General features: G+C 41.5%; 10 protein-coding genes. 5 read left to right on the forward strand and 5 right to left on the reverse strand.

The genetic code is table 11. The features are described 5' to 3' along the window. Nucleotides 1-5 precede the first annotated feature (5 nt). Nucleotides 6-2816 carry a pyruvate dehydrogenase (acetyl-transferring), homodimeric type gene (gene aceE / locus JMY00_RS02750; protein ID WP_201579046.1) on the reverse strand — a complete coding sequence of 937 codons (2811 nt, stop codon included), beginning with the start codon at nucleotides 2814-2816 and terminating at the stop codon, nucleotides 6-8. A gap of 556 nt (nucleotides 2817-3372) precedes the next feature. On the opposite strand from aceE, the gene JMY00_RS02755 reads away from it, so the two are divergent. The 5 genes from JMY00_RS02755 (at nucleotide 3373) to JMY00_RS02775 (ending at nucleotide 14427) form a co-directional block, all read left to right on the forward strand. Then, the gene (locus JMY00_RS02755; RefSeq protein WP_201579047.1) at nucleotides 3373-5037 is read left to right on the forward strand and encodes a hypothetical protein; all 1665 of its coding nucleotides are present in this window, start codon (nucleotides 3373-3375) and stop codon (nucleotides 5035-5037) included. A 270-nt stretch (nucleotides 5038-5307) separates the two neighbouring features. Further along, nucleotides 5308-5772, forward strand: a complete 465-nt coding sequence (locus tag JMY00_RS02760) for a hypothetical protein (RefSeq protein ID WP_201579048.1) — start codon at nucleotides 5308-5310, stop codon at nucleotides 5770-5772. A 66-nt stretch (nucleotides 5773-5838) separates the two neighbouring features. Beyond that, a complete protein-coding gene (locus JMY00_RS02765) occupies nucleotides 5839-8028 on the forward strand; it encodes a DUF11 domain-containing protein (protein WP_201579049.1) in 2190 nt (729 codons plus the stop codon). 151 nt (nucleotides 8029-8179) lie between these two features. Continuing rightward, nucleotides 8180-13495: a DUF11 domain-containing protein gene (locus tag JMY00_RS02770; protein ID WP_201579050.1), complete on the forward strand. Its 5316-nt coding sequence runs from the start codon at nucleotides 8180-8182 to the stop codon at nucleotides 13493-13495. 155 nt (nucleotides 13496-13650) lie between these two features. Beyond that, the gene (locus tag JMY00_RS02775) at nucleotides 13651-14427 is read left to right on the forward strand and encodes a hypothetical protein (protein ID WP_201579051.1); all 777 of its coding nucleotides are present in this window, start codon (nucleotides 13651-13653) and stop codon (nucleotides 14425-14427) included. Nucleotides 14428-14543: 116 nt separating this feature from the next. Here JMY00_RS02775 and JMY00_RS02780 read toward each other — a convergent pair whose 3' ends face one another. From JMY00_RS02780 to glpK, 4 genes are all read right to left on the reverse strand, one after another. Continuing rightward, nucleotides 14544-15236, reverse strand: coding sequence for a TetR/AcrR family transcriptional regulator (locus tag JMY00_RS02780; RefSeq protein ID WP_057759404.1), 693 nt, complete (start codon nucleotides 15234-15236; stop codon nucleotides 14544-14546). A gap of 237 nt (nucleotides 15237-15473) precedes the next feature. Continuing rightward, on the reverse strand, nucleotides 15474-16496 hold the full coding sequence (locus tag JMY00_RS02785) for an endonuclease/exonuclease/phosphatase family protein (protein WP_201579052.1): 1023 nt from the start codon (nucleotides 16494-16496) through the stop codon (nucleotides 15474-15476). Between the two features lie 266 nt (nucleotides 16497-16762). Beyond that, nucleotides 16763-17275, reverse strand: coding sequence for a hypothetical protein (locus tag JMY00_RS02790; RefSeq protein WP_057759401.1), 513 nt, complete (start codon nucleotides 17273-17275; stop codon nucleotides 16763-16765). 247 nt (nucleotides 17276-17522) lie between these two features. Then, nucleotides 17523-19133, reverse strand: coding sequence for a glycerol kinase GlpK (glpK, locus tag JMY00_RS02795; RefSeq protein ID WP_201579053.1), 1611 nt, complete (start codon nucleotides 19131-19133; stop codon nucleotides 17523-17525). Nucleotides 19134-19478 lie beyond the last annotated feature (345 nt).

Consider the following 19478-nt stretch of genomic DNA (forward strand, 5'->3'; position numbering starts at 1 on the left):
TATTATTATTTGACATCTTTATCATCAAGTACATTTGCATCTGCTTGATCTTCAGCACGACCTTCATTACTGATTTCATCATCGTCTTCAGCAATAAATTCAGGTACAGGATTTGGATTCACGTTACCTGGTGCTGGTGCATCTGGAGACTGATCATAGTAAGACTGCTGCTGCCATGCAGGTGGATGATCCACATCGATACCTAAGCTTGAAATCGCGTCTTTAACCAAACGCATCTCAACTTCGCCTTCATCGGCTAGACGTTTAAGCGTTGCCACAACGATATGCGCAGCATCAACGTTGAAGAAACTACGTAGGTTTTCGCGCGTATCGGAACGGCCATAACCATCGGTACCTAGAGTCGTGTAAGGACGATTATCTGGTAACCAAGCACGGATTTGCTCTGAGTAGTTACGCATATAATCTGTCGCTGCAACCACGATACCTTCGTGCGGTGCTAACTGTTCAGTAACCCAAGGCACTTTCTCTTCATCCATTGGATGTAGACGGTTGTAATCGTCACAAACCATACCATCACGAGTCAGCTCATTAAAGCTGGTTACGCTCCAGACGTTAGACGTAATATTGAACTCGTCTTTTAGTATCTGTGATGCTTTTTGTACTTCGCGTAAGATAACACCAGAACCTAATAGCTGTACTTGTGTTGAACCATTGTCTTCAAGCAAGTACATACCACGTTTGATACCTTCCTCTGCACCTTCTGGCATAGCAGGTTGTTCGTAGTTTTCGTTCATCAATGTCAAGTAATAATAGACGCGCTCGCCTTCACCATACATACGACGTAAACCGTCATGCATGACCACAGCTAGCTCATAACCAAAGCAAGGATCGTAGCTGACGCAGTTTGGCACGACATTGAATAGAATCTGTGAATGACCATCTTGATGCTGTAAGCCTTCGCCATTAAGTGTTGTACGACCAGCAGTTGCGCCTAACAAGAAGCCTTGTGCTTGACAATCACCTGCCGCCCAAGCCAAATCACCCACACGTTGGAAACCAAACATTGAGTAATAGATATACATCGGAATCATCGGTAATGCGTTGACAGAATAACTGGTTGCCAATGCAATCCAAGTACTCATTGCGCCTGCTTCATTGATACCTTCTTCTAACATGTGACCATCGATAGCTTCTTTATAGCCCATCAATGCTTCACTGTCTTCTGGCGTGTATTTTTGACCAACAGCCGAGTAGATACCTAACTGACGGAACATACCTTCTAGGCCAAATGTACGCGCTTCGTCAGGTACAATTGGTACGACGCGATCTTGGATGTCTTTGTTTTTGAGCATTGCAGATAGTAAGCGTACAAATACCATCGTCGTAGACTGCTCTTTACCATTACTGCCTTTTAATACCCGATCAAACATTGATAATTCAGGGATATTCAGTGGAATATGACCACTGCGGCGGTTTGGTAGATGACCACCTAACGACTCACGACGACCTTTTAGATACTTCATTTCCGCCGAACCCTCTTCAGGGCGGTAGAATGGTAGGGTCTCTAGCTGCGCGTCAGTAAATGGCAAATCAAAACGATCGCGGAAATACATCAACGCTTCTTGATCAAGCTTCTTCACCTGATGCGATTTGTTGACTGCTTGCGTTTGGGCAGACAAGCCATAACCTTTAACGGTTTTAACCAAAATAACTGTTGGTTGGCCTTTGGTTTTCATAGCTTCGCTAAAGGCAGCATAAACTTTAACTGGATCATGGCCACCGCGGTTCAGACGTGAAATTTCTTCGTCAGTCAACGCATCTGCCATTTCTTCTAACTCTGGATATTTACCAAAGAATTCTTTACGGGTAAATTCAGGCGTACGCGCTTCATATAGCTGATACTCGCCATCCACCACTTCTTCCATACGTTGTTTAAGCACGCCTGTATGATCTTTACCAAGTAATGAATCCCAGTTTCCACCCCAAATAACTTTGATAACTCGCCAGCCTGCGCCGCGAAATACTGACTCTAGCTCCTGAATGATTTTACCGTTACCACGGACTGGACCATCAAGACGCTGCAAGTTACAGTTAACTACCCATATTAGATTGTCCAACTTCTCACGACCAGCAAGAGAAATAGCACCTAAGCTTTCTGGCTCATCAGTTTCACCATCACCTAAGAATGTCCAAATCTTACGACCTTCTTTTTCTAGTAAGCCACGATTTTCCATATAGCGATGTACATGGGCGTGATAGATAGACATGATTGGGCCAAGTCCCATCGATACCGTTGGGAACTGCCAGTAATCCGGCATTAGATATGGATGCGGATAGCTTGATAGACCTTTGCCGCCTACTTCACGGCGGAAATTATCAAGCTGATCTTCGGTCAAACGACCTTCTAAATAAGAGCGTGCATAGATACCTGGCGCTGAGTGACCTTGATAATAAATCATGTCACCACCGAAGTGATCGCTAGCTGCGCGGAAAAAATGGTTAAAACCCGTTTCATAAAGCGTTGCACTAGAAGCAAATGTCGCTAAGTGACCACCTAGATCATCGTCGTTTTTATTGGCGCGCATAACCATAGCAAGTGCGTTATAACGAATCAAAGCACGAATCTTACGCTCCATGCCTAGATCGCCTGGGTACATTGGCTCGTCTTCAACAGCGATACTATTGACGTACGCGGTGTCTAGTCTGTTGAACGGCAGTCCTTCTTGAACCGCCATATTGTATAAGGCTTTTAGGAGGAACTGAGCACGGTCCTTGTCTGCGTGTTTAACCACAGACTCAAAGGCTGCCAGCCATTCCTGAGTTTCGGTGCTATCAGCATCCTTATAATAATTCATTCTTGTTAATCCTTTTATATCAGTCATACCTACCTAATGGCAGGGCTTCATTGAAAAATGCATGATGAGAAATTGGCTTACTTATGACATCCTTGCTACGTCCAAGCATTCCATTGTTTTGTGCGATGATATACAGCTTGATTATAAAAATAGTATTACTTGTACCGACAAATGCATCAAATTAACACACCTATCAAATCGTCATAATGCTATAGCTATTCGTTTAATCGTTATTTGACTATGACATTCCATTATAAGCGTTTACGGGCTAGTTGTTTATGGCTGTAGAGAAATGATGAAATAACAAGTATTTTTTAAATAAATAATGATTAGTTTTTTAAAAAATGATAACAGTAATCACTTATTCCTTCATATAGAAACGAGCTATTTGAAACTGAATGAATAGTTTCTGCTCTCTGTCGTACTAAATCGACCATTGGTAACTTTGCACTAGATTTATGACAAATTGCTTATTATTATCTCATACTGGTATATTTGTATAAATATGGTTAAGTTCCATATCGATTGAGCAACCTTGATTCTTAGGAATAGTGACATGTATAAAGCTAAAACATCCTCGAATATAACGAACGCTTTTTCTTTTAGTAAGTATCAATCTCAAATACTGAATTTTATAGGCTTTATCATATTGTCACTGATAAGCACCTCATCGTTTGCATTTTTAGCAAACCCGGGAGCTAATTGTGATGGGGTTGCAGATGCTGCCCAAGGTGCTTTAACTAATGGTGATTATAACAATTTGGTTGCTAGTTTTGGTACTTATGTCAACGTAGCTGGTAACGATGGAGGCAAGATTCCTTTACAAATAAGAATGAGTACTGAAGAATCTAGTACTAGTACAGTGGCAGATAGGCTTAGTGTTATTAGCGCGCCTTCCAATGGCTCTACTTTTAACGCTATTAACGTTAATCGTAACTTTCCTTCTAATTTAGACTTTACAACTATTACTTTAGACTTCCGAAACAGTATAACGTCTCAACCTATCTTTTTGACTAATGTAGCATTAAGTGCTTTCGATATTGATTATGCAAACTCTAACGGCAATCTTTTTGATGATTTTGTCCAGATAACAGGAACTACTCAGTCCGGAGCGATAATCAATGGTACTTTTCAATCCATAGCAGGTTCAAATGTAATTAATGCTAACGGACTAAATAATGCTACTGCCACAAATTGTCTTGCCAAAAATCTAGAATTTAGATGTCAAGGCTCCATACAATTTAACCAAGCTGTCAATAACGTTATTATACGTTACACAAATAACCCAGTTTTTGTAACTAGAACACCGACTAATCAAGAGATTGATTTCCGTTTAGACAACTACTGTTACGTTCCTCAGTACATTTTTTCTGGTACGGTATTTGACGATAATGGTGGTATCACAGCAGCGCAAGCCACAGCAGTACAAGCAAGCGCTAATCCTGCCAACTTTAATTCTGGGGCTTACGACAATACAAACTACTTTAACGGTGTTTTTAATCAGTCCCAAGAGAAGGGGATCAGCGGTAGTACTGTCAGACTAGCTAGTTGCGATAGTAACAACCCTCTCACTTATGCTACACAAACTGTTAATAGTAGCGGCGCGACTATCGGTTGGTTTCAATTTAGTGTCCCTCTCTCAACCTTTGGTAGTAATAGAAGCATATGCCTTATAGAGAGTAGAACAGGCAGTTCTTACCCGATCCGAACCACGACAGACAATATCAATACTGCATTTGCAACCACCACCTACCACTATCCCAACAGGAACTTTGGTCGTGTCATTGCAGAAAACGCCGCCTTAGTCCTTAGAAAAGCTCAATACGTTAATAACTGTCCTTCTACCATCCTTTATACTGATCCTGCTCTCAATCGTGTAGGTGAAACAGATCCTAGATCTGGCTTTAGCGAGAGTGGAATCAGCGGCAGTGATTTAACTCCTGGTCAATGTATTGCCTATAGGATCACGGCGACTAATCGTGCAAATCTTACGATTAATAATTTCGTGATGCGCGATGTATTGCAGAAGAAAGGAGAGAATAATGCTTTAGTTACCTCAGTATTAATAGGTGTATCTAATGCTTCCGACTATGCTTCTAATAGTGTGGCCATCGGTAATAACGGTACAGTAATAACCAATCCCTTTACCCTAAACGCCAGATCATCAAACCGCAACTTTTATTTTAATACCAAATATGGCACTACAGTGAACACTCAGTAGCTACTATCTATTGCAATTCTAGACTATTACTATTTCCTTTTCTAATACAAAAAAGCCCTGTCTACCCAGACAGGGCCTTTTACCGTTTAGCTACCTCGAATTACCATTTGTCGTCTTTATAATGAATATTTGTATTGGTTACGTGACAATAGCCTAAAGGGAATATGTGTGCTTTTTACAGACGATCCTGATATCAAATTATAGACAGCTTCACTATAGCCCAAAGCATTAACATCCCAATGATAGCAACGGTATAAGAAAGGATTTTATATGAAACGTTTCAAGATTCTACGCAATGTTCTATTGGCAACTATAGCGTCTAGCTCTTTACTAAATATAGCGCATGCTGAAGACGCTCTAAAAATGGAACTAACAGCTAATCAAGTCATAAAGAATGCGGAAGGTAAAACGGTCTATACACCAGTACGTACTGCGCCAGCAGGTACTGTGATTCAGTATAAAGCGAATTATACCAATACCATTAATAAAGACATTAACGATCTGATGGTGACGCTACCTATCCCTGCAAATATGACATTTACTGGTGATGCGATGCCTGCAAGCGCACAAGCCAGCACTGATGGTAAGAACTATGCTGATATGCCGCTAATGCGTAAAGTCGATGGCAAGATGGTCAAAATTCCATATTCTGAGTACCGCACTCTGCGTTGGAATATTAAGTTACTACCAGCTAAGAAGTCAGCTGCCGTTGCTCTCAATACCACCGTTAATTAATTCAATAAACATTAAACTTTCACTCTTTTAAAGTTTCAATCTTTAATCTTAATTCTGGAGCATTACATGAAATCGAATACCTTTAATTATAGCCTGCTTACCGCCGGTGTCGCCGCGGTAATGGGCTTATCTACTGGCGTTAATGCTGCTGAATCTACACCTGTCGGCAATAATGCGGTACCTATTAATAACGTAGCGACAGCGACTTATGTGGTTTCTGGAGTAAGCCAGAGTGCAACTTCTAATACAGTGACAGTAAATATTAGTGAAAGCGCTAACTTTTCATTAGTAGCTTCGAGTGATGCTGATACCAACATTGACGCAAACTCGGATCGACCCGCTGTCCCAGGTGGTACAACTTCGTTTACTCATACTTTATCTAACATTGGTAACGTTGCTGATACTTATACAATCAACACGATAGCTGAGAACAATGCTGCCATCAACACTCCTAATGCCACAACTCCAGTAGCTGTTGGTAGTGAGAACTATTTGTTTGGTAATAAAACTGTAACATACACTATTGTTCCTTCGGCTGGTAACAATGATGATGCAAATCAACAAACTGCTGCATTAGCTGCTGTTGGTCAAGCTGCTACTGGTAGTGTAACCAATGGCCAAACTATTAAATTACCGCCAAAATATCAAGCTAATTTAACTTATTCTACGGTAACACCTACTGAACAACTAGGTGGTAATGTAGGTATTGGTACACTAACAGCAACCAGTAATTTTAAGGCTCAAGTACGTACGTTAACTAACGAAAACCAAACGCTCGTAAAACTCCCTGTCTTCAAAATTGAAAAATCAGCGACTTGTGGTCCTACTAGTAGTAACTGTACTTCTTTAGACCTAAACTCTGCTACGCCGCAGATAACCTATTCTATTAAAGTTACTAACGTCAATCTAACCTATAGTGATACGGCTACCAATTTTATCGTAAGAGATGTATTACCAGCAGGCATGACTATATCTACAGCAAATGCCACCGCTGCAGAGGTTACTGCGACTACTGCTAGTAATATTACTACTCTCAGTAAAACCATTGCGTCTTTAGCACCTGGTGCAAGTCAGACTATTACGTTTATAGTCGATGTGGCTAAAGCTAGTTATACTGCCGCTGGTAGCTCTGCTACTAACAATGCCACTGTTTACGATAAATTTGATAACACTCTTCCTACCACAACTAATTTTGACATTGTTGATAGTACTGACGCGATTACTGCTAATAATGTAACTAGATTACCTTCTTCAGTTGATACAGTGGGTGGAGCTGGTCCGAATGGTGGAACAGGCGTCGATACAACAACAACTATTAACTTTACCAATCGTAACATCGTTCTAAGTAATGTGACTAACAGAGAAATCGCACCTATATCAGGAGTAGCTGGTCAAGTTACTCATCAAACTGTTATTACTAATAGTGGTCAAGATGCTGAAGGCACTACTGCTAACGCCTTAACTTTTACTATTACTGACGGTGTTGCTGGTAATGAAGTCCGTCCTGTAGGTGGCGACATTAGTGTTGTCTACACTGCTCCTCCAGTTGGTTCAACACCTGGAGTGTCTGGAACAGCTGTGACATTGCAGCCTACTACTACTGGCGGTAACACATATACTATCAGTACCAACTCTGCTATCAATGGTGGTAACGGTATAGCACCTGGCGGTAAACTGACTATTAGCTATAAAGTTTCTTCAGGAACTGCTGGTACTCCAGATACTCTTGCAGCTCTCGATACGGTAGAAACCACTACTGTCACGTTGACGAATATTGCTGGTAATGGCGCTCCTAACGTAGCGAACATAGCAGCAGTTAATGATATTACTACTGTTAAGGGCTTAAAGTTAGATAAATTTCAAGCTTTGGATAAAAACTGTAATGGCACCATCGAAACAGCAAGTGGAGATGTTGACTTTGCAAAAGCTACTATAACTGCTAGTCCTAGTGAATGCGTCATTTACCGTATTGATGGTACAAACACTTCATCTGCGATACAGACAACAAGTACAACAGCAGTTTCTGGTTTCAATATCACAGGTTTAACTTTGTCGGATTCGGTAGCTAACTTCACAGCAGGCGCTACCTATGTAGATAATACTGCAGTCTCTAGTGGTCCTATCGGTGCTGCTAGTGCTAACTCTACTTCTATTAGTGCAACTATGAGTGGCACTAATGTACTAACACCACAAGGTTCAGCGTCATTAAGATTCAGAGTCAAAATCAAGAATACTGGTCTTCCTACTGCTCCTTAATTAATTACTGTTCTACATTGATTTTATAAACCCTTCAAGTAGCAAAAGCTGCTTATAGGCTAAACCCTCTAGCTTGAACTAATTAACTTATATTAGCCAAGCTAGAGCGTTACTACCATACCCTATTTATATTTTATTGGATAAGCGACATATGACTCTATCTACCTTGACACAGTCTAATCGTACCGCATTGTGTACAGCGAAGATCTCTGCGCTGTCATTGGCAATGTTGCTTATGCAATCAAATATGGCCTTTGCTGCGCCAAACCCAAATCTGCAAATTATAAATAACATTGCTAATGCTAGCTATGACGTTGATTCAGTTCAGCAGAGCAGCAATTCTAACCAAGTACAAGTTGAGTCATCAGAGCTTCCTAAGTATGGCATCAGCTTATCTAGACAGCCTCTAAAAACAGTCGCGCCTAATACTATTGTTAACTGGGTTAATGTCCTAACCAATACTAGCTTTAGTGATGAAAACGTCGAGCTGACGCTTGAAGTTCCAGCTACCTTATCGAACGTTAGAGTTTATCAAGACCTTAATAGAAATGGCATCGTTGACAGTGCTGATAGAGAGATTATTCTTGGCAATCTAAGTGCACAAATAGCGCTTGGTCAAAGCGAAAGCATTCAGCTTATTGTCCAAGCTTTATCTGATCCTAACGGCAAAAACGGTGATACCGCAAATATCAAACTTGGCGCGGTGGTGTTAAATGATACCTCTGTAACCGCAGCTAGCGATAATGCTACAGATGCACTAGTTATTGTTGAAGCTGATATTGGCTTTACTACGGCTAATTTTGATAGTACCAAAACCATCTCGCAAGTGGATGAAAATGTCTATATTGAAACTAGCTATGCACAGTGTAACTTTAACCCTAGTGTCAAAGATGAAGTTTGGATCACTATCAAGTCTTCTAATCCACCTGTTGGCAGTGGTGATACTTATAGCCTAAAAGCGGTCGAGACTGGTGAGAATACTGGTAAATATCAGATATTCGCGCCAACCCAAAATAACGCTAACGCTATTAACGATAGCATTGTCCAAACTCTGAAAGGGGATATTTTAACCGCGACTTTAGATGCCTGTATTAATCCTGACACTGGCAACCGTGTTGGTGTTACTGGTGATATAAGTAGCAAAATCGATATCGTTGATGAAAGCCCAACTTTAGTAGTTACCAAAGAGAGCGAAACTAGAAATGCTGAACTTGGTGATTATGTTAACTACACTATCAGCGTTACCAATAACGGTAATGCCACCGCTTATGATGTACAGCTAAAAGACGCTTTACCACGTGGCTTTGATTACGTTAAAGGTAGCGTACGGGTTACTCCAACGACCACTATCAATATTAATCAACCGCAAACTACTGAATTTAAAGCAGAAGGCAAATACCAAGTATTAAACTTAGGCGATTTAGCGGTTAACGAAACTAGAGAAATTACTTATAGAGTATTGATCGGTGCTTCTGCCTTAGGTGGCGACGGTATCAACCGTGCTACCGCACAAGCTCGTAATGCTGATAACGCTCAAGCAAAAACCTTAATCTCCAGAGAAGCTCAATGGCAGATTGAAGTTGAGCGCGGTGTGATGAATACTGACGGTATTATCGTTGGTAAGGTCTACCATGATATCAACCGTGATGGCATTCAGCAAAAAGAAGATGGCGAGCTTGGTGTCGCTGGCGTACGTATTTACATGGAAAACGGTAACTTCATCGTTACTGATCCTGAAGGTAAATATAACTTCTATGGCGTGAATGCCAAGACTCACGTTCTCAAAGTAGATCAAACTACTATCCCCAATGCTACTGAGCTAGTGATTCAAAGTAACCGTAATGCTGGTGATGCTGGTAGTCGCTTCGTTGACCTAAAATATGGCGAATTACATCGTGCTGATTTTGGTATCGTTGGTGGTATGGGTGATAGCACTGAGCGCTTAAACGCAGAGCTAGTCGCTCGTAGTAAATCAGTAAGCGCCAAGAACGATACTCTTGAGCAAGCGGTAAAGACTGAGCTAACCTTAGATCCTGATTACAACCGCGACTACAATAATAATATAGAAGCTAGTGGCTGTAATATTAATGGTGACTTAGATCTAGGCAATAATTGTGATTCAGCTATTGTTAATGAATTAGTCAATCCAGCAGCTAGCCGTGTCAATATGGCAGTAACCACTGTAGCGCCACCCGTTGAAAAAGTGTTAGAGGAATATCTAAAAGAAGTTGCTACTAATGACGTTGCTTTTATTAACTTAAATGAAGGTCAGCAGCTCAGTACTTACAAGCAAATGGTACAGGTGCAAGCACCACTAGGTTCAAACTTTACTTTATATGCTAATGGCAAAGCGGTATCCGCTACCCAAATCGGTAAAACGGCTGAGCAAGAAAAGCAAAACGTCACGGCCTTTGATTATTATGCGGTCGACTTGCAACGTGGTAGTAATACCTTGCGCGGCGTAGCGACTGACGTCAATAGTAAAGTTATCTCTGAGCAAACTATTAAAGTTTTAACTCCAGATACGCTACAAGCTATCAACTATCGCACTCAAGCTCAATTAGTTCCAGCTGACGGCGTTAGTGATTATCAAATTGTTATCAGTCTAAAAGATAGTGATGGCCGTCCTTATGTTGCCTCTACGCCGATTACTATCGATACCAATATCGGCCGTATCAACCTAAAAGACGGTAGTAAAGAAGCGGCAGGCACCCAGATTACCGTCAATGGTGGTGAGCTACTGATACCCGTCACCGCGCCAAGCGTACCAGGTAAGGGCGAGCTAGTAATTGACACTGGTAGCAGCAAACAAATCATTCCGTTACAGTTTACTGCTCAACTACGTCCACTACTTGCTGTTGGTATTGTAGAAGGTGCTATTTCACTAAAAGACTTTGATGGTAGCAGTATTACTGATGCTCAAGGTGCATTTGAGCAAGAGCTAAATGACTTTGCTGGTAATGATGATTACACAGCTTCTGGTCGTGCCGCGATGTTCCTCAAAGGAAAAATACGCGGCGACTATCTGCTAACGCTTGCTTATGATAGTGATAAAAAAGGCGAGCGTTTGTTCCGTGATATCGATCCTGGCGAATACTATCCTGTCTATGGCGACTCATCAGCTAAAGGCTTCGATGCGCAGTCTACTAGCAAGCTTTACGTGCGCCTTGATAAAGGTCGTTCGTTCGCTATGTATGGTGATTTGAAAACTCAAATTGATGATGACGAAGGCATAAAGCTTGGTCAATACAACCGTACATTAACTGGTCTAAAGGCTCAATTTGAAGATAGCAATACTCGCGTTACTGCCTTTTTAGCAGAGACCAGTACTAGCCAACGTGTAAATGAGACTCGTGGTTTGGGCATTTCAGGCCCATATCCATTGGCTGAGAACTTCGATGCGGTATTAGAAAACTCTGAAACGGTTGAAGTTATTACTCGTGATGCCAACAACCCTGGGTTGATTATCAATCGTGAGACGCTTACTCGCTTTGCTGACTATGAGATCGACCCTATCAGCCGCAGCTTATTCTTAACTGCACCGACTGCTAGTCAAGACATCGAAGGCAATCCTATCTATATCCGTGTCACTGTCGAAGTTGATGAAGGTGGTGAAGATTATTTGGTCGGTGGTATTGCCGCGAAGCAGCAACTAACGAATAAAGTCGCCATCGGTGGTAGCTATGTGAATAGCGATGACCCAATGAACAAAGAAGAATTGGCTAGTGTTAATAGTGTTGTTAAATTCAATGATAAGCTAAAGCTGGTCGCTGAATATGCGATGAACAAAGCTGAGAATCCAAATTTTCAGTCAAGTAATCAAATCAACGCGACAGAATTGACTGATAGTGATGTTGAAGGTAACGCACTACGTATTGAGCTTGATTTTGATAATAAGAAAAATACGCGAGCTAAAGCTTATTATAATGATGCTGACGAAGGTTTTGTCACTGGTGCATCACCACTTACTGCTGGACGTACTGAGTCTGGTGTAGAGGTTACTCATACTCTAAATGATAAGCAGACTGCTCTTAAATTAGAAGGTATACGCACAGAAGAGCATACTACTGACGCTAGCCGCGAAGGCGTGCAAGCAAGCGTTGAGCATCGTTTAAGCGAGAACATCGTTGGTGAAATTGGGGTTCGTTATTACAAACAAGACGCAACTGCTGCCTCACGTAATACTCAAGCCGCGACAGACGTTGTAGATATTACAGACGACACTTTGTTTAATGATGACATCATCAATCAGTCAGCGTTGAGCAGCGTTAGTGACGCTGAAGAAGATATTGAAGGTACGACTGTTCGTGCTCGTATTACTTCTCGTCTACCTAAGTTGAATAACAGCTTGATATTTGCAGAGTATGAGCAAGATATCGAAAACAGCTCACGTAATGCGACTTCTATCGGCGGTGAGACACCGCTCGGAAATCTAGGTCGTCTATACGCACGTCATGATTTGATCAATAGCTTGTCTGGTAGCTATGGTCTTGATGATACAGATGAGCGTCAACGTACCACTGTTGGTTTTGACGCGACTTACATGAAAGATGGTAAGGTTTATAGCGAATACCGCATGCGCGATGCCATCAGTGCGCGCGAAGCAGAAGCAGCTATTGGTCTAAAAAACAAGTGGTATGTTCAAGAAGGTCTAACTTTAAATACGTTATTTGAGCGTGTCGAGTCTCTGGAAGGTGAAGAAAGTAACACTGCAACAGCGGCAGGTATCGGTGTTGAATATCTTGCCAAAGAGAATTATAAAGCATCAGGACGTTTTGAAAAACGTTGGGGTGAAACAAGTGATACGCTACTTGGTAGCGCTGGTATCGCCTATCGCTATACCGATGAGGTTACCTTCTTAGCTAAAGACATCTATTCACGCACTGACTATAGTGACGGTGATCGCACTATCAATCGTTTTCAGCTAGGTGCTGCGTATCGTGACTACGATAGCAATCAGTTAGATATGCTTGCAAAATTTGAATATCGTTTGGATGATAATAATACTGGCGATGACGCTTACCAAAAAGACACTATGGTTTGGTCATGGAATGGTAATTACCATCCTACGCGTCCTTTAACGTTGTCTGGACGTTATGCTGGTAAGTATACAGAATACGAAGCAGACAGCTTAACCAGCGATAATACGGCTCACGCTGTTTATGGCCGCGGTCTTTATGACATCAGTGAGCGCTGGGATATTGGTTTACAAGCAGGTACTTATTGGAATGATCAGGCTAATGACTTGGCTTATATGCTTGGTGCAGAAGTGGGTTATAGCCCAATGACCAATCTTTGGTTATCACTTGGTTATAACTTCATGGGCTTTGAAGATGAAGATATTGCTTATGATGACAGTACTCAGCAAGGTGCTTACTTTAGATTGCGCTTTAAGTTCGATGAAGATTTATTCAAACGTGAAGACCCACGTAAGAACCAACGTCTGAGCAGCAATTCTGCATTTTAATTGTTTGATACTAATGATACTGTCGTAAGTACCTCCTTATGACAGTATTATGATTGTCTTATGATGAATTATTTTATCATTCAATAAACAATTAAGTCAGCCCTAGCAATGGTAAATAATACCAACGTTTATTACCTTAACATAAGGTTTATACCATGTTTGATTCAGCCATCAAAGCAGCTCCTTTCAAGCGCTCAGTATGCGTTACACTGTCAGCTTTATTCTCGTTAACCTTTATGCAGCCAGCTTTAGCTAAGAGTGAGACTGTCCAAGTGGCTCACTCAACTAGCATGGCTGAATATTGCCGCGATGATAGTCAGACCCAAGCACACTCTTATAGATATCAAAGTGAACAACAGCGCCTATTAAATTGTATGGTCGCGCAGTTAAAACCCTATCAACAAAAAGACAAGACAGCAGCTCAACAGTATTTCGCTTACAAAGCGCAAGCGTGGTTGAACTATGCTATTCATCAAGACAGTATGAATAGCCGCTCATCCGCTGGTCAAGTTGCGTTAGAAATGGCAGAGCCTATATTGCAAGCGCTAGATAATGACACGGTACAAGACTTGGGCTTGCATCAAGATATTCCGTCTACCTCTGCCTTGATGCGCCCTGATCTATGGGCAACTTTAAGCGCACTTAAAGACGGTGATGGCATAGCGTCAGCACCACGTGAGATGGCTTTTAGTGAAGTGGCTTTAATTTGGGCAGCAACCAATCAATGCGCACGAGGCTGGCGCGAATCTGGTATGCATTTTCGTATGGCCGATCGCTGGCTTGAACAAGCCCGCGAAGCTTACGTCAATGCCAATGACTCACAGACCAATGTAGCGCTAGAGAAGTCAATAGTCAGTTATCATAAGCAGTACTCGCCTTTAGATGCGAGCGATGATACTTGCCGTGGACAAGATTTGACTTCTAACCGTTAGAATAGTCGCTGTTTTATTGGAGATATTAATCTCTATTACTTCAAATCTTATACTAAAAATTAGACGCGAAAAAGCCGACATATTTGTCGGCTTTTTTATGTTTAAAGTAAGCTCAATTATCGGTTTTTACGTGGCAACTTTTCTGGTAGGTAACAACGTAAATAAGCAATAAATGCTGTATTTGCTTCTTGGATATACTCTTCAGTAATACTCTGATGACGGCGATAAGACAACGTAAAGATAGCATTTACGATGCTATAAGCAATCAACAAGGTATCTTGGATATCATGGAAGTTTGGCATCTCATAACGCTCTGACAAACGCTTATAGACCAGATCAACAATTTGATGATCCATATCTTCACCAAAACTGTCACCTTCAAAATCGGGTGTATTGGTGTCATAGATAAGCTTGGCTTTGGTCTCATCATTATGGAATATCGTAATACAACGATCGATAAGCGCCGTTAAATACCCTTGCCATCTGTCATAGTTGCCAATATCAACCGTCTCTACCATCTCTAATATTTCAATCGCATTCAAAAAACGCAATGCTAAAAATATTGCTTCAATATTAGGGAAAAAATGGTAAGCAGACGCTCTTGGTATGCCTGCTTCTTCACACACAGCTGCTAACGTAATATCGTTAATAGCATGCGTTTCGCTCAATTTTTTGGCACCAGCCAATAGTTTTTGACGACGTGCACGGCCTTGCTGGCTAGTAAACTTAAACTTATTAGGTACAAGCTTCTTTGCCAATTCCGAATCTACCAACACATCTTCAATCTTTTCGTCTTTGTTATCACTCATTGTGAATCTCTTAATGTTGCGCCCTATTTTATAAATATAATCTTCATTGAATAGTATTTATCCTCAGATAAAGGATGGTTGACTGTTGGCTAAAATACAAAGCCTATATGGTCACTACTATGTTCAATGTAGAGGCATCATAAACGCTTGCACATTATCAAGCAAGGGACATGAATAGGTTGAAAAATAATACTACGATCAGCAATTTAATAGAGCTAACCGTCTAATTTTATAAAGTTAATCATTGAGTTTTATTTTCGCCCTTATAATACCATGATCAGTGACTCTATCGGCATAGTCCCACTTCAAATGATCATTAAAATAATCAACTCGTTCGACATAACCGAGCGAAAATTTACTATCGGGCAAAAACTCTTCTGAGACAAACAGCTGGTCGATAACTTCTGGCATACCTTGATATATATGGGTATAGGCAACATCCTTCATCCAGCCATATCGTGCTTGAATACGAGCAGCATCAAAAAGTGCAACATCACGCATACTTTTATCGTAATTAACCTCCCCAGTTTCTGTCATCAACTGAGTAGTCACGCTACCTGTGACATCATTCATATCGCCCAATAGAATCAATGGTTCACGGGTATGTTGCAATCGCTCTATAATAGACATACGGATAGAGGCCGCTTCTGCCGCGCGCATACATAAACTACGAAGCTTGGCGCGAACTCGAATATTCGGATCGTCCATGTCTTCTAATAGGTCACCATTTTCGTCGCGTAAGAAAAAAGCACGTTTGCTTTTTAGGTGCGCTGTAATAATTGTAATGGGCTGCCCGTACGCGTCAACACGTAACACTAATGGAGGACGGTTGAAGCGTTGATAAGGACCAATATCAGGTACATCAATAATGGCTTTTGGTGCTATATCTTTTAGCAAACTGGTTTCTAACTGCTCAAATCGGCTGATAATACCGACAGCAGGTGTATTCTGTGCACCCATGCCTTTGGTGTATATACTGGCGCTATCATTACTAGCAAGTGGAATGACCGCATGCTCGGGCTTGAAACCTAGTGAAACAGCCAGCGCTTCTAATGCATCACTATCCCAAACCTCTTGTACTGCGATAATGTCAGCATGCGCTTTAGCCAATAAATCTGTAAGACCTCGCAGCTTATGTTCATAGGCTTTATCGTTATAAGCTGGCGCATTTTCATAATAAGTTCGATTAGGGTTCGCAAAGTTCAGCAAGTTTGCCGTTGCGATATAAAACTGTTTATTGCCTTCAGTGTTATTACTCATATATTCCCCATCGTTCTCATTATTATAGTACATAATATTCACGTATGTGTATACGCTGCAAATTTTATGCCTAAAAAAACTCCCAAAGTTAAGCCTTGGAAGTTTTAAAATAGCATAAATGTTGATAAGTAGATTTACTAATAGAACTAGACATACAATTAATCTATTTTAGGTAATGGTATAGCAACCTCTAATGTTAGCTAATTACTAAATGCATTGGCTGCCAAGATGTTTGCCTAACCATTCTATTAGTTACCTAAAATTTCTTATGATACGCGGTTCCATGCATCACGTGATGCTTGACGCGCTTCGTTCCATTCCATACGAGACTCACCTTTTACTTCGTGCCATGAACGCTCTAGATCTGCTTCATGATCTTCAAAACGAGCATCTACTGGATAACGAGCACGGTTCGCATAACCGACTGCATATGCTGGATGCAAGTCACGGTCGAAATCGTATTCTTCTCTATGATAATCTGCATTTGCATACTCTGCACGCCAGTACGCTTCTTCGTGAGTTGGGTCAATAGCTTCTGCTGCTGCATGACCTGCGCCGCCACCAACGATAGCACCAATAGCACCACCGATTAGCGTACCTAGTGGACCTGCCATCGTACCAATAGCTGCACCTGCTGCTGCACCGCCTACACCGCCGATACCTGTACCTACTGGATGCGAGCCTGGCTCACCGGTAATAATGTCTGCGTTTAAATCTTCTTTTGTCTCTTTTGACATATGTTTTACTTCACTGCGATCGATAGCATCATGGTTACTCATAGTATTGTCCTTAAATTATTTATTATTTATTGAATTATTTATCTGCTAAAAACTAGCGGTCTTACTAAATCCAATTGAAGTATAAAAATTTATAGGTAAAGACAGATAGGCCGATTTTGTAAACTGTGTCCGTATTGCGATTATCTTGCGTTACAGCCTGTATCTTTATCACACTTGTGTACGGCAGCCTCATACTTTGAGTAATTATAAATGTAGGATCACAATAAATTTACTAAGTAAATCAATCTTATAACGGCATCAGGGACCTTTTGATAGCCTGTTGCCATTTAACAAGATGTCGCTCACGAGTATCAGTCGACATACTTGGTTCAAACACGCGATCTACCTGCCATGAAGCTTTCATGGTCGATTCGTCATATAGCCCAGTTTTCAGTCCTGCGAGGAGTGCTGCGCCCTTTGCCGTAATCTCTGTATCTCTAGGACGTAATACTGGAACACCTAACAAATCTGCTTGGAACTGCATGAGTAAATCATTATTTGCAGCGCCGCCATCTACTCTCAGCTCAGTCAAAGGATGAGGGCTGTCTTTTTGCATAGCGATAAGCACATCATAGGTTTGATAAGCAACGGCCTCCAATGCAGCGCGTGCAATATGAGCTTTGGTAGTACCGCGGCTCATACCAGTGATGCTAGCGCTGATATCAGAACGCCAATAAGGCGCGCCCAATCCAGTAAAAGCAGGTAATAGAACGACATCTTCGCTACTGTTTACTTGACGGGCTAAGTCTTCGACGTCACTACTCTGCTGAATCATACCCAAATTATCACGCAGCCATTGAACGATAGCCCCTGCCATAAAGACACTGCCCTCTAGGGCATAAGTGACTTCCTTTTTAGGTGGCTGTAGCATGCGTTTGCCTGATTGTACGATTTGGTCAAATGATAAACTGTCCGGACGAATTGGTGACGTTTTACGTTGCCACGCGATGGTGGTTAGCAGCTTATGCTCACTCAGTTTTGGCTGTTGGCCAATATTCATTAGCATAAAGCAGCCTGTACCATAAGTGTTTTTGGCCATGCCTGCATCAAGACAACCTTGTCCAAAGAGCGCTGCTTGCTGATCACCCAATACCGCTTGAATGGGTATTTGCTTTGCAAACAGGCCTTTTTTGGTTTTGCCAAAATCGCCGTCGGACGGTAGTACTTTAGGCAATATATGCATAGGTATAGCAAAACGGTCACAAAGTGTCTCTGACCATGCCAGCTTATGGATATCAAATAGCAATGTACGAGAAGCATTGGTCACATCAATGACATGTTCCCCGCCTGTGAGCTTATAAATCAGCCAACTATCAATCGTGCCGACCGCTATCTCACCTCTGCTGGCTCGTACACTCAGCTTCGGGTTGTTTTCGAGTAACCAAGCAATCTTACTGGCACTAAAATACGGATCTAAACGCAGACCTGTAATACGCTGTACTTCATGTGCCATATTGACACTATCAATGCTCTGATGCACAGGGTCATTCATGCTATTGGTAGCGCTTTCAGTAGCGAGTGTCTTGCAGTAATTTGCGGTACGCCTATCCTGCCAAATGATGGCGGGAGCCAGTGGCTTACCAGTTTGCTTATCCCACATCACAATCGACTCACGCTGATTGGTAATCGCGATACTGGTAACGTCAGTGGCAAGCAACCCTGCCCGATTAATAACATCATGTGCACAGCTAATCTGAGTTTGCCAGATCTGCTGTGCATCTTGTTCAACGAATCCAGCTCTTGGTGTTTGCAGCGTCGTTGGCTGTTGTACCATTTTGATAGGACGCGCATGATCATCGTACAATATCGCTCGACTCGATGTGGTCCCTTGATCCAACGCTAAAATATACCCTGCCATGACACATCCTCTGCTAATATTGTTTATTCTGTTTGATAGCCATTTAGTGACTATTCATTGACTGATTCTTATTAATTGCTACTTATTGACTAATGCTTATTGAGCATTTTTTATTTTGTTAATTACTGCCTAAATGCTTTCATAATGAGATTAAAAACAAAATCTATTTAAAAATAAATCGCTTGTATCTAAAACGTCTTGTTGGCTATGTTGTTACTTATAAACAGATATTTAAAAATTAAATCAATCCTCTATCATACCGCTACTGGTCGCACAATAGAAAACGGCAAAATACTGAGCATTGACCCGTCACCATTGTGGCTCTACAGTGTACCTCTTATGACG

Source organism: Psychrobacter sp. Pi2-52 (genome assembly GCF_904846705.1).
GTDB lineage: Bacteria > Pseudomonadota > Gammaproteobacteria > Pseudomonadales > Moraxellaceae > Psychrobacter.

Bases quoted from the DNA above. Each gene is read 5' to 3' on its own strand.
- aceE (WP_201579046.1), bottom strand. From the start codon at position 2,816: ATGAATTATTATAAGGATGCTGATAGCACCGAAACTCAGGAATGGCTG.
- JMY00_RS02755 (WP_201579047.1), top strand. From the start codon at position 3,373: ATGTATAAAGCTAAAACATCCTCGAATATAACGAACGCTTTTTCTTTT.
- JMY00_RS02760 (WP_201579048.1), top strand. From the start codon at position 5,308: ATGAAACGTTTCAAGATTCTACGCAATGTTCTATTGGCAACTATAGCG.
- JMY00_RS02765 (WP_201579049.1), top strand. From the start codon at position 5,839: ATGAAATCGAATACCTTTAATTATAGCCTGCTTACCGCCGGTGTCGCC.
- JMY00_RS02770 (WP_201579050.1), top strand. From the start codon at position 8,180: ATGACTCTATCTACCTTGACACAGTCTAATCGTACCGCATTGTGTACA.
- JMY00_RS02775 (WP_201579051.1), top strand. From the start codon at position 13,651: ATGTTTGATTCAGCCATCAAAGCAGCTCCTTTCAAGCGCTCAGTATGC.
- JMY00_RS02780 (WP_057759404.1), bottom strand. From the start codon at position 15,236: ATGAGTGATAACAAAGACGAAAAGATTGAAGATGTGTTGGTAGATTCG.
- JMY00_RS02785 (WP_201579052.1), bottom strand. From the start codon at position 16,496: ATGAGTAATAACACTGAAGGCAATAAACAGTTTTATATCGCAACGGCA.
- JMY00_RS02790 (WP_057759401.1), bottom strand. From the start codon at position 17,275: ATGAGTAACCATGATGCTATCGATCGCAGTGAAGTAAAACATATGTCA.
- glpK (WP_201579053.1), bottom strand. From the start codon at position 19,133: ATGGCAGGGTATATTTTAGCGTTGGATCAAGGGACCACATCGAGTCGA.